Here is a 12,084-nt window from a genome sequence, read left to right on the forward strand (position 1 = left end):
ACATAACGTTCCGTATTGATCTTATATCAAAAGCTTTATTTAATCTATTCAGCCTCAGGGTAAACAGATACTTGCTTCTTGTCGCGACCTTTACGCTCGAAACGAACAACACCTTCAACTTTAGCAAATAATGTGTTGTCGCCTCCCATACCAACATTAACACCTGGATAAATACGTGTGCCACGTTGACGATAAAGGATTGAACCGCCAGAAACAAATTGTCCATCAGCACGCTTAGCGCCTAAACGTTTTGATTCAGAGTCGCGTCCGTTAGAAGTCGAACCACCACCCTTTTTATGAGCAAAAAACTGTAAATTCATTAACATAATTAGTGCACCTCCCTAGCTTTTATCTTCTATAATCTCAATATAATCAGAATAATTTTTTGTTACATCGCCAATTCCTAACCTGAAATTGGCTAGCAACAACTGTGCAGCTTCATCATTAATAGCCGAATCTGCAAGGCGTGCTTGCAAAAAACCACCATTTTGCTCATTAGCATCAACATACAATTGAACTTTAGCTAGTTGCTCAAGTCCGTTTATTGTACTAATCGCTAAAGCAGAAACTGCCGCACACACAATATCTTGGCCATATTCTCCTGAATCAGCATGTCCTTTAAGTTCAAAACCATTTAACTGGCCTTCACTATAAAAAAAAGAAGCCTTTATCATTCAAATTCACCTCAATGATTATGCATTAATAGCATCAATAACAACCTTTGTATATGGTTGACGATGACCTTGTTTTGTATGTGAATGCTTCTTAGGCTTGTACTTGAAAGTAACGACTTTCTTAGCACGGCCTTGCTTTTCAACAGTACCTGTAACAGTTGCTCCATCAATAAATGGTTTACCAACAGTCGTGTTTTCTCCACCTACCAAAACAACTTGATCAAATGTGACTTTTTCACCTGCTTCTGCAGTCAACTTTTCAACATAGATTGCTTGTCCAACTTCTACTTTAAGTTGCTTGCCACCTGTTTTAATAATTGCGTACATATGTGCACCTCCTTAATATTTTACTTAGACTCGCCGTGACTGAGTGGTCGAATGACACTTGTGAACTGGTCACGCGCGGTTGCAGTTGTGACATGCACAAATACAACATTAGAATCATAGCAGATTTTCAATCTTGCGTCAAATATCTTGACAGATAAAAGGACCTGCACCATAAAATGTCCAAGTCCCTATCCTAACACACAAGAATGGCGCGGGAGAGATTCGAACTCTCGACCGTCCGCTTAGAAGGCGGATGCTCTATCCAGCTGAGCTACCGAGCCATAAACAACACCAATCATTATATGATAGTCTAAATAAACTGTCAATTACTTTTGCAATATAAATAGCAAAAAGGGATTGTTTTATTCCTAATTACTTCATCTTTAAAAAAGCATCCTCACTCAAAGAGCTTTTTCTTTGAAATATTTTTGTAACAATGTAATAATAGTGTTACATTTACGTGGGAAGGTGTGAAATGTATGACAACATTCATAGCTATTATCGGAATCCTTATTTTTGCAATCTTAATTCAGTACTTGGGAAACATCCAGCAAAAAAGAAATGACTATAAGCATTTCAAAAATGATAAAGTTCAACAAAATTCAAAAAGTTTCGAAAACTAAATAAATGTAACTCACCTGTACGAGTAGCACTACGTAAAATACTATTTTTTGAGAAGACACTAAACAAAATCACGAAAACTTTTCAAACTCATCTATTGATAGTCACCAAAATTCTGGCTATCAGTATTTTTCTGCAAAAAATTAGTCGCCAATATATTAAGTTCTATAATTCCAAAACCGCATTTCCATCTTTAATTGTGGCTATCATATTACTTGCCATATCTCCAAATTTACCGCCTGAATGAGTAACATTATATTGACTGATGTCAAGGGCACATAAAAATAATAAACAGCGCTGTAAATCATTACTAGGAATTTCAAATGGATGTTCTTTTTCATACCCTCTTAGAAATTCATTACGTAATTTGACATCCCGAACTTCGTTATAAAAGAACTTTATAAAATCTTGGTAACTTGTGCCAACATGGGAACGTTCAAAGTCGATCAAGATGTCTTTGCCTTCAAATTCCATGATATTACGCACGCTAAAATCACCATGTAATACAACTTTGGGCAACTGTTCATATTCAAGATTTGTTTTTACAAAATTAAAACTTAAAAGCTGGAGAACCTTCTGTGCATTCTCATAATAGATACTTCCTTGCAGTTGCTCTACTCTTTGTATTAAGATTTGCGATAAAAGTTGTTTATTTTCTTCAACCGAGACATTACCAGTAACTTTCTCATGAAAACTACCTAATAGTCTCCCGTAGTTATAAGCCATCTCAGATGTCACTTTATGTTGATCAACATCTTTTAGTTCACGATCACGTAAGGTTACAACATATTTATCTTCAAAAATAACACTGTCCAAATAAATATCTGGATAATAGAACTGATTAACATGTTGTTCAGCGTAAAACATCGCCTTTTCCCTAAATATCTTAACGAAAAGCGGTCCATGAAAAACCTTACTATTTCCGACAAGATGTTGATTGCCAGCCACATCGTGAATACTTTTTAAATTTGCTTGATAATAATCGTTTAAAAAATCAACGAGCATCCCTTCATCCTCCTGAATCAAAATAAAAAATCAGATATCCATCTTTAAAAATTTCTTTACTTTTATAATATTCAAAAACATACAATTAATTGTTAGCTCAACAAATTCAGTATATCATAGTATTATGCTTGAATTACTGACTTTTACTTTTCGGAGGAAATTATGCAAAAAATAAAAATATTAAGCTCTCTTTCTTACCTTTCTATTGTTTTTGCCCCATTTATCTTTCCACTTATTATTTGGTTTGTCTGCGCAGATGAACCAATTATTCGCAATCACGCAAAAAAAAGTTTTTTATTGCATCTTCTGCCTATTTTTCTCACCCTTGTAGGAATTATCTTCGTGGGAACAACAGGCATAATAACAGAACATGCACAGTTAACTAGTTGGACAGCGGTTTTAACTATTGGAATAATTTTACTAGTTGATTTAATTGTATTTATCTACAACATATACAAGGGAATTAAAATTCTTGTGCAAGATTAAAAAATAAAAATTTAATTTTCCTTGACATTTTATGTGAGCATTACTAAAATACGGTTAATAAGTTTATACGAATATTAAACGTTGATTAGAAAAAGTAACTTTTTTGAATAATTTAGAGAGTCGTCGGTTGGTGTAAGATGATTAAGTCAAAATTAGTGAAAATCCTCTATGAGTTGTAGGTCGAACTTTAATTAGATTCTACTGGGTACTCCCATTACAGAGACAATAAATTGTTTTAACAGTTTATTTAAGATATCTGTATCAAGTTTCAGATATAAAAAAAGGTGGTACCACGTTTTTGACGTCCTTTAGCAGAGTTTCTCTGTTAAGGGACTTTTTTATTAGTATAAATTGCCAAAGGAGGTGAGAAATCATGGATGATCCAAGCGGTATTATTAAAAATGATGAAAAAGCACAGATTAAGTCAATCGCGATTTCTCATTTAATCATGATGAGAAATCCTTAAATAAAGGAGATTATCAAAATGGAAAAACAACAAAATAAAGTAGCTACTTTAACAGAAACCGAAGAAAAACTAGCAAATACCCTATATCAAGCCTATACAACGAATAAACCACTCGATGTTAAAGATTGGTCCAAGCAAATATTCGATGAAGAAAGTGCCTATCGTGTACAAAATCAATTAATGAAACTAAAAAATGAAGCCGTTGGTGGCTACAAGATCTCACTTACCAGTGAAGAAACCCAGAAAATGTTTGCTTCTGACTCGCCTCTTTATGGAGCACAAGTCAAAAGCCGATTTCTACATGCGCCCGCTAACTTTGCGCTTAGTGACATGCTAGAACCTCTAGTTGAAGTTGAATTGGTATTTCGTGTTGACAAAACTCTCAGTCCAGATGACAGTTTTGCACAATTGATGCAAAAAACAAGTGTTGCAGGTGCACTCGAAGTTCCCGATTGTAGATTCAAAGACTGGTTTCCAAGCCTTGAAAAAAATCTAGTCGTTTCAGATGCAGCTGTTGGAGGACTAGTTGTTGTAGGCGATTTATTCTCAACAGCCGTTGCTTTTGAAAACGTCAAAGATTTAGCAGACGTTCATTGCAATCTTAAGTTCAATAATGAATCACTAAAAAAAGGAACCTCTTCCGAAGTACTTGGCAATCCATTAAAATCATTACGCTGGTTAGTTGCTAAATTACAGCAACACGGTAAAAACCTAAGTGTTGGTCAATATGTTTCAACAGGAACCTTTGTATTACCTCCTAAGTTGCAGGAAGGCACTTGGTCAGCTCATTTTGATAACGGTTTAGGTAATATCAGTCTAACTGTAACCAAATGAGTTAAATATTTTTGACTTAAACACGCTCACTTGAAATAAGTTTGTCTTCAAGTCATAAGGATAAAATACAGAGAGGACGTTACTTCTTATGACTAACAAAAAAATTATATGTAGCTACTTGTTATTAGCTGTGTTAGTAATTACTGTTTTTATATATTTCTATTCCGGATCTTACATTCCACAAAGACTTGACAGTCAAATAAATGAAATTATTAAAAACCATGACGTCAAAACAATGAAAAAAATTGCTTCAAATAACGAAACTTTTCATCTCCTTGAAAATACAACTCGTAATGAACGCGTTAAAAATACTTCTGATTCGGAAGGTGGAAATTCAAGCTCTCTTTACTACACAACTCGATTGGGTAATCATAATATTAACGTTGTCATGTCTAAGATCGGCGTCCCAACTTGGCAAGTTGTCGAGATTTCAAAATAAAAGTTAATTAAGGTATTGACAAAATATCAGATTACATGTAATGTCATCTTCAAACTTAAAAAGGTTTTGGATAAGTAGGAAATAAACTAGGTGCTCAGAAAGTCGATGGTTGCTGTGAATCGATCAGGTTTATTGTCTGAATTACACCAAGATGTAGAATATCAATTCAATAATTAAGAGAAAAACAATTTGTTTTTAATTAAGGTGGTACCGCGGAGAAATTCGTCCTTAGCAAAATATAGCTATGGACGAATTTTTTTTGAGTTCAGAAAGGATAAGACTATGAACTGTGGGGGAATAATTCGATATTAATTCAACAATCACTGACACCGAAAAAAATTGATTGTGAGGAAATCGAAAATGAAAAAAGAAAATAAACCTAGTTTAATCGAAGCTAGCATTATGCTAGTAATTATTATTGCTACTATTGCTATTGGGGTAATTGCTCTTAAAATCGCACCTGCGATTGCAATTTTGTCTGCAATTGGAATAGTGATGATCTACACTGCTGTTAAACGCCTTTCATTTGAAACGATCCATGAGAGAATTGTTTCAGGTATTACACCTGGAATTGTGCCAATTTTCATCTTTATTCTAGTTGGATCACTGATTGCAGTCTGGATTCAGGCAGGAATTATCCCAACGTTAATGGTAGTTGGTTTCAAAATAATTAGTGTTAAATGGTTTGTTCCATCAGTTTTTGTAGTCTGTGCTCTTGTAGGAAGTGCCGTAAAGTGCATTCACTGTAATGTCAACCATTGGGATTGCATTCTTTGGAATTGGAACAACGATTGGACTCAATCCAGCCTTAGTAGTTGGTGCAATTGTATCAGGTGCGGTTTTCGGTGATAAGATGTCTCCATTGTCTGAATCAACGAATCTCACAGCTGCAGTTGTTGACGCTGACTTATTTAAACACATTAAGAACTTAATGCTTTCAACTGTGCCTGCATTTATTATCTCCTTCATATTGTTTGCAATTCTTGGAAACAATCACGCAGGTACAAGTTTAAACAAAATTACAAAGGTTGAATCCATCCTACAACAAAATTTTTCAATAAGCTTTTGGGCAATTATTCCTATTGCGTTAATGTTCATTTGTGCATGGCGCAAAATTCCAGCGATTGTCACAATCTTGCTTAATATTGGTGTTGCTATTGTTATGATATTTATTCAAGACCCAAGTACAAAAGCTGTTACGGTTGGTAATGTAATCAATTCTGGCTTTGTATCACATACTGGTAATCGTGAAATCGATCAATTGTTATCACGAGGTGGGATTGAAAGTATGATGCCTACAGTTGCATTAATTATTCTTGCACTTTCACTTGGTGGTCTATTATTAAAAACTGGTTTAATTTCAACTGTGATGACTGCTTTGACTTCAAAAATCAATTCTAACGGTTCCCTGATTTTAAGTACCTTATTATCTTGTATTGGGGTTAACATTTTCATTGGTGAGCAATTCCTATCAGTCATTCTTCCAGCTAATGCATTTAAAGATGTCTTTAGAAAAGCCAAACTTGATCCCGTTGTGTTAGGTCGAACTTTGGAAGATGGAGGAACTGTTATTAATTACCTCATTCCATGGGGAGTTGCAGGAAGTTTTGTTACTAGTACATTTGGTATTCCGACAATTACTTACCTACCATTCGTCTTTTTCAGTTTATTCTCCCCTGTGTTCTCAATAATTAGTGGTTTCACAGGAATTGGTATAAAACACTTAGATACCTCATTTGATAAAAAAAGTAAGCATATCTAACTTTCTAAGACACTACAAAATCGCGAAAGCTTGAATAATTCGAAGCTGGACGAAGAATTCTAATGTATGAAACGCATTTATTCTTGACAACCAAATAGAGGGACCGAATCAAAAGTTAAATTTTGATTCGGCCCTTTTTGCACTTACAAATATTTATTCCATAAATCAGAATTCTTTATTTAATAACTTTACATTTTCTTCGAATAGCTAATTCTTCATCTCAAAATTATTATTGCTAGGTTGGCTTGAACAAATACTATTCTTATCATCCCTCTCACTAGATTATTCCTTTTAAGTTAGATAAATTATGTAACAGATAATAAAAATATTTCTAACATTTACATTACTTTTAAGTTAGATTAATAGACTTCTTTATTTAGCAATATTTTTGTCGCTATATTTCTTTTTTGAAAATAAAAAAATTCTGTCCAATGTTTAAATTCTAAGCTACTTTAATGAATATTATTTACTATTGTTTAGTGTGTATATTAAATAAATTCAACTTACCTAATTCAAACAGGAAAAACAATATCCCCTTGCGAATCCATTAGATATCTTCTATTTTTTAAAAATGTAAAATTAGTATACAATACTTCATGTTTTTCCCATTCACGTACAATTTTCCCTCTACCTTGATTATTCAAAGTATACACTTTATTAATTTTATATCTCGTTCCAGTCTTGGGGGAAGCTTGTTGTTTATCATCGCAAAAGGTGTTTTTAATGGGTACATATGCTGCCCAATTTTTACCAACTGATGTTTCTTTTGAGATTATAACATTTCCAATTTGACCATTTTTTTCAAGTGTATTAATGCCCAACTCAACAATTTCAACACTTTCAAATACTGCTAAATCTTCGCGCCTTCCCAAATTAGGAAATTCTCTTGGGAACTTTAAAGCATTGTAGATAATTTCTATCTCATCTTGGTTTTCAGGAACTATATGCAAAACCAGATTCACATCTATCAGTAACTGGATATTTGCCACTCCATAACTTATCCCCATACCTTCAGCGTTAAGTTGATGTCTCCTTGTATCAAATTTTGTACCATTATTAAATTCATAACGAGTATACAAATCATTTGTTGTTGAAATGTGGGAACCCTGCACACTAACTTTCATTGGATGGTAGCTATCAAAGTCGCATAAATAATGAATCATACCTATCACCGTCGAAAATGGCGGTAACGGGTAACTTTCTCTAAATTCGTAACTAATTGGAATTCTGTAATTAGCAGTTTGTTGATAAACTTTCAACTTAATTGCTTTCATAGTAATCAACAACTTTCGTTTTTAAACTTTCTATTACTTGTTCAACAGATTGTGCCTTCAATTTTTCTTTAATCTCATCACCATTCGAAAAATAATCTTCAACATACCCAACAAGTGTTCCTCTTGTTAGTTCAGAAGTCAATAATCTTATAAGAGCATCAACTTTAACAGTGTTATTTTCAACTCTAACAATATTCTCAAACAATGGATTTTTAACACTGTACACTCCACCAACTATAAAGAGTGGTTGTAAGTTCTCACGGCGACCACGAATGTCCCTGTACAAATAAGCAATTGTGTCAAGTAGTTTGGAGACACGCCGACTTCTTTCATCATTTTCAAGTCTCGTTCCATCATTCACATCAATTCCAATTTGATCTAAATCAATAGTAATTGTGTAACAGTAATATGATAAATGAATTTCAGAAGTTACCAAACTATTTTTAACACTATCATCCCATGTCGTCTGTCGCATTCGACTAGCAAGCCCCGTATTTGTCAAAAAATCAACATCTCCTGCAAATGGTTCCTGACTAATTGCATTAGACAAACGAACTTTTGCAGAACGCACATTAGTATTATTTCCTTTTTCTGTCTTCATATAACCAAAAAAGTCAATTTCAGGATAATCTTTTATGGATACAGTTTTGCTAAATTGGATTACCTTTCTATTACCAGAACCCTCTACACTTAAATCTGTTTCTGGTTCCCCGAGTTGTTGCACAATATTATATCTAAGAGCTTGACGTGAAATATAAGTGTACTGATAACCAGTATCTCGCGTTATTTTTTTTAAAGAAGCTATATTTCCTAGACTTTCGCCATAATTAGCACTACTTGCTTCAAAAATAATTGTTGCTGTTAGACCTTTACTTTTCATCTACTTTCCCCTCTTTTTTTCCAGAAATCAAACCTGTTATGAATGCATAAACTAACTGCTTGAATTCTTCTTTATTTTCCATTTTTTGCATAAATTCATTAGGTATACTTTCCTGCTGTCTTAAGTAGCAACTTAACAATAGATTCATAGTTTTTTTCTGATTTTGTATTTTCAATGCTTGCAAGAGTTGATAAATCAAAATTTTCTCCTTATCTGGATTTAACTTGTATTTTTGTGCAAACTTCTTACCATCACCATAAACTTTCGACAATATTTTGATATCTAACTTCGTTACATCCATTTCGTTAAATAGTATTGTATTTAGTTCAACAATATCCAAAATTTGCATTGGTGTAATATAGACTCCTCGTCTATTTAAGATTTTTAAAAACAATAACTTATTAACTAGGTTATTCATATTAGTTTGGTTCAAAATTCGCATAATAACCTCATCGAAAATCATGAAAGATTCTACGCCCTGATATTCAAAAATAAATGCATTGTTAAGCACATCCAAAATAGTTATCTTTTCTTGTCCATCACTTCTTTGTTTTTCTGCTTTTCTTAAAACATTTGCAGCAACCTCAGAAATAATGTTGAAATGATACTGTTCATTTTTGCGATTAACTATTTGTACATTTACAAACATATTTTGTTTAGATTTATTAAATTCTTTCTTAAACACCTCATAAAATCCATACCATGGTGAAACCTTATTTGCTCCCTCAAATGATTCAGTAAGAACTTCTAAAAAATTGTTATTTGCATTATACAAATTATTTAAATTATATCCTGTTTGATTTACAAAAAAACCATGGTTCCCCTTCAAATTGTATGTAAAACCAGCTGGAACTGCGGAATACATTAGACGACAAATAGGACACAAAAATTGATCAGAATTAAACTTATAACCATTACTATTTCTTTTCCTATAATCATACCCCATCCCGTTTAAAAATGAGTATCCTATTTTCTCATTTGATCTCATTTTTCTTCCACAAGTTGTACATTTAATTTTTGCTTTTTCATGATTCTCCGATAAAAAATCAATTACAGGCTGTACAAAATATTCTTGATAGTCTTGATAAAGATTAACAATTTTACTTTGATTATTTAGAAAGGAAATACCATTCCAACCCTTATTGATGTATCGATATCCCAAACTTTTAGCTAGAAAGTATCTCTTATTAGTATCATTAGCAAAATATTGGACAATTTTCTTTAATTCACCAAAAAGAACAGTAAGTTCTTTCTTTAGGTTAACGTTCTTATCTTGCCACTTGTTTTTGCTTAGTTTCTTGAATAAATTTGTCGCATTTTCTAGATATTCTTCAATTGGAATTTCTGAATGTGCAAGTGGTCGCATTTGCTTATAGCTACTTGTTTTTATAAAATATCTGACATTATTATTAAACCATTTAACACATGCTTGATAGTCTTGAAAAGTATATTTGTCAAACCCCAATTTTTCTATTGCAATAATTTTAGGTAACCAACTAATTATTTTGTAATAATGTGTATATTGTCCATACGTATTAATAAAATATTGAAAGAAACTATTATTAATCGTTTTGAATACCGTTGTTTTTACAATTAATTGATCATCGTTAATCTCATAATCTTCTACATCCAAAATTCTTGTTAAACCAATTATTCCAGCGTTTTCCAGCCAACTATCCATGTAAAAATTAATTGTTTTGGGTAAAACTGCCATATCATTAAATACTCCTTTCTCTTCATCAATTAGCAATCATCCCAAAACCAGATCCGCACTTAACACCTAGTCCTATTTGATTTATTAGATTTAGTAATACAGGATTTCCCTTAAGCACAAACGATCCTTTAGTAGCCTCAACAAATAAACCAAAATTTCGGGAAACTACTTTCTTAACTTTAATTGGCTGAAATTCTAATGTATCAACCATTTGTAAAAATTCAGCACTATACTCTTCTTGTAAACGACTTTTCATATTTATTCGTAACGTTTCATTAAAAAGTTTCGCGTTATTTTCACTATAAGATAAAAATATTTTTTGATCTTGGCGAACAACAATAGGTGATAATGTTCTGAAAATAACCATATCAGCTACAATAAGCGTCTCCCTAACCAATTCAACTTTTCCAAATTTTACAGTATTTTCCCTATCAAATCGCAAATTGTTTTGTTGCTGCAACCATATGAAGGAATTATAGAAATAAAGTGCTCTTGCACCATCATCAATACTAAAATTCAGTACGCATATTTTGCTTGATCCTAATTCAATGTATTCCTTTTTGAAAAGTACATTATCTTTAAAATAAATGCTAAAGGTAAAGTTTTTGGCTGTGTTTTTATTGTAAAGTTCTTCAAAAAGTTTTACATTCACATTTGACAATCCTAGTTTAATTAATGAGAGAATTCCAGGAGCGTAATCCATTGCAATTGTTGGATGCTCACTTTCTGAATTAAATTTCAATTCTATACTTAATCTCAAACATTTCGTCCCCATTCATACCACTATATTTCGAATAGTTTTTTACTTCCATATGTAACTATATCGACTAATCTTCCAATTATATTTACTTCATTAATTTTACACAACATTTTTTAGAAAAAAAAGAAACCTTAATCAAGAATGACTAAAGTTCTTATAAAAACAATACCTTTATGAATATATTAAATAAATTAATATATTTATTATTTTTAAACTCTTTTCCAATAATAATTAAATAAGTCAAGCATCGTTTTACCTGTAAATTCGGTTACTTCTTGACCAGCTACCGTTACTTTATAAACTTCATAACCATCTTGCAATTCAGGATCGTCTACTAAAAGACTCCCTACAAAATCGCTAGGTTTTTCAAATTCAACTTCTTTTTTGTCATAATCCGCTTTGTAGTAGATTTTCATCATTATGTTTTAGCTCCCTTTCACTATCATATTTATATATTATATAACATTTAGCTTACTCCATAAAATATTCATTTTTTCATACTTTATTTACGAAAAAAGCAAAGTATCTTCCCCTAAAAGAAAACTTCTTGCTATATCATCATTGCTATAAGTTATCAAGGAGGAATAATCTATGTATGCTAAAGATCGTGGTACCAAAAAAATATTAATTATCGGAATAATTATACTATTGATTGCAAGTGCTAGTGGTGGAATCGGTTATTACTTTGGTACTCAAAAAGCACAATCTAATACTCAAATTGGTAGTACACCCAATGGGAAGAAAATGAAAGGTATGCCAAACGGGAAGAAACCTTCTGCGAAGAGTTTCAAAAATTAGTATAATATGCATTTAACAATAAATTTGTGATAAATAAAATAAGA

The 12,084-nt window shown here is 32.3% G+C and carries 13 protein-coding genes, 1 tRNA gene, 1 pseudogene and 3 other annotated features; of the genes and pseudogenes, 5 read left to right on the forward strand and 10 right to left on the reverse strand.

Translation table 11 applies throughout. The features are described 5' to 3' along the window. Positions 1–44 precede the first annotated feature (44 nt). From rpmA to G6O70_RS08955, 5 genes are all read right to left on the reverse strand, one after another. Positions 45–326: a 50S ribosomal protein L27 gene (gene rpmA / locus G6O70_RS08935; protein ID WP_057868522.1), complete on the reverse strand. Its 282-nt coding sequence runs from the start codon at positions 324–326 to the stop codon at positions 45–47. Positions 327–341: 15 nt separating this feature from the next. Beyond that, positions 342–674 carry a ribosomal-processing cysteine protease Prp gene (locus tag G6O70_RS08940; RefSeq protein WP_057868523.1) on the reverse strand — a complete coding sequence of 111 codons (333 nt, stop codon included), beginning with the start codon at positions 672–674 and terminating at the stop codon, positions 342–344. An 18-nt stretch (positions 675–692) separates the two neighbouring features. Continuing rightward, a complete protein-coding gene (rplU, locus tag G6O70_RS08945) occupies positions 693–1,001 on the reverse strand; it encodes a 50S ribosomal protein L21 (protein ID WP_057868524.1) in 309 nt (102 codons plus the stop codon). 16 nt (positions 1,002–1,017) lie between these two features. Continuing rightward, positions 1,018–1,092, reverse strand: a sequence feature (ribosomal protein L21 leader region). A 116-nt stretch (positions 1,093–1,208) separates the two neighbouring features. Next, positions 1,209–1,282: transfer RNA gene (locus G6O70_RS08950), tRNA-Arg, on the reverse strand. Between the two features lie 505 nt (positions 1,283–1,787). Beyond that, a complete protein-coding gene (locus G6O70_RS08955; protein WP_057868525.1) occupies positions 1,788–2,627 on the reverse strand; it encodes a phosphotransferase in 840 nt (279 codons plus the stop codon). A gap of 162 nt (positions 2,628–2,789) precedes the next feature. Between G6O70_RS08955 and G6O70_RS08960 the strand changes: the two genes are divergently transcribed. From G6O70_RS08960 to nhaC, 4 genes and pseudogenes are all read left to right on the forward strand, one after another. Further along, positions 2,790–3,113 carry a magnetosome magnetite crystal formation protein family gene (locus G6O70_RS08960; RefSeq protein ID WP_057868526.1) on the forward strand — a complete coding sequence of 108 codons (324 nt, stop codon included), beginning with the start codon at positions 2,790–2,792 and terminating at the stop codon, positions 3,111–3,113. Positions 3,114–3,185: 72 nt separating this feature from the next. Next, positions 3,186–3,425: a binding site (T-box leader), on the forward strand. Between the two features lie 172 nt (positions 3,426–3,597). Beyond that, positions 3,598–4,413, forward strand: coding sequence for a 2-keto-4-pentenoate hydratase (locus tag G6O70_RS08965; RefSeq protein WP_057868527.1), 816 nt, complete (start codon positions 3,598–3,600; stop codon positions 4,411–4,413). Positions 4,414–4,501: 88 nt separating this feature from the next. Further along, entirely contained in the window at positions 4,502–4,852 is a 351-nt protein-coding gene (locus G6O70_RS08970) for a hypothetical protein (protein WP_057868528.1), read from the forward strand. Positions 4,853–4,910: 58 nt separating this feature from the next. Further along, positions 4,911–5,085, forward strand: a binding site (T-box leader). A gap of 127 nt (positions 5,086–5,212) precedes the next feature. Then, positions 5,213–6,614: pseudogene (nhaC, locus tag G6O70_RS08975) on the forward strand (Na+/H+ antiporter NhaC). A gap of 512 nt (positions 6,615–7,126) precedes the next feature. On the opposite strand, the gene cas5b reads toward nhaC, so the two are convergent. From cas5b to G6O70_RS09000, 5 genes are all read right to left on the reverse strand, one after another. Next, complete coding sequence (gene cas5b / locus G6O70_RS08980; protein WP_057868529.1) at positions 7,127–7,888, reverse strand: type I-B CRISPR-associated protein Cas5b; 762 nt, start codon at positions 7,886–7,888, stop codon at positions 7,127–7,129. Beyond that, on the reverse strand, positions 7,875–8,768 hold the full coding sequence (gene cas7i / locus G6O70_RS08985) for a type I-B CRISPR-associated protein Cas7/Cst2/DevR (protein WP_057868530.1): 894 nt from the start codon (positions 8,766–8,768) through the stop codon (positions 7,875–7,877). Before cas7i ends, cas5b begins: the two co-directional genes overlap by 14 nt. Next, a complete protein-coding gene (locus tag G6O70_RS08990; protein ID WP_057868531.1) occupies positions 8,758–10,482 on the reverse strand; it encodes a Cas8a1 family CRISPR/Cas system-associated protein in 1,725 nt (574 codons plus the stop codon). Before G6O70_RS08990 ends, cas7i begins: the two co-directional genes overlap by 11 nt. Before the next feature lie 25 nt (positions 10,483–10,507). Further along, complete coding sequence (cas6, locus tag G6O70_RS08995; protein WP_057868532.1) at positions 10,508–11,242, reverse strand: CRISPR-associated endoribonuclease Cas6; 735 nt, start codon at positions 11,240–11,242, stop codon at positions 10,508–10,510. 209 nt (positions 11,243–11,451) lie between these two features. After that, positions 11,452–11,661, reverse strand: a complete 210-nt coding sequence (locus G6O70_RS09000; protein ID WP_057868533.1) for a hypothetical protein — start codon at positions 11,659–11,661, stop codon at positions 11,452–11,454. Between the two features lie 172 nt (positions 11,662–11,833). Here G6O70_RS09000 and G6O70_RS09005 point away from each other — a divergent pair, with 172 nt between their 5' ends. Beyond that, entirely contained in the window at positions 11,834–12,040 is a 207-nt protein-coding gene (locus G6O70_RS09005) for a hypothetical protein (RefSeq protein ID WP_057868534.1), read from the forward strand. The last annotated feature ends 44 nt before the right edge of the window (positions 12,041–12,084 follow it).

This window comes from Liquorilactobacillus hordei DSM 19519, assembly GCF_019443985.1.
Taxonomy (GTDB): domain Bacteria; phylum Bacillota; class Bacilli; order Lactobacillales; family Lactobacillaceae; genus Liquorilactobacillus; species Liquorilactobacillus hordei.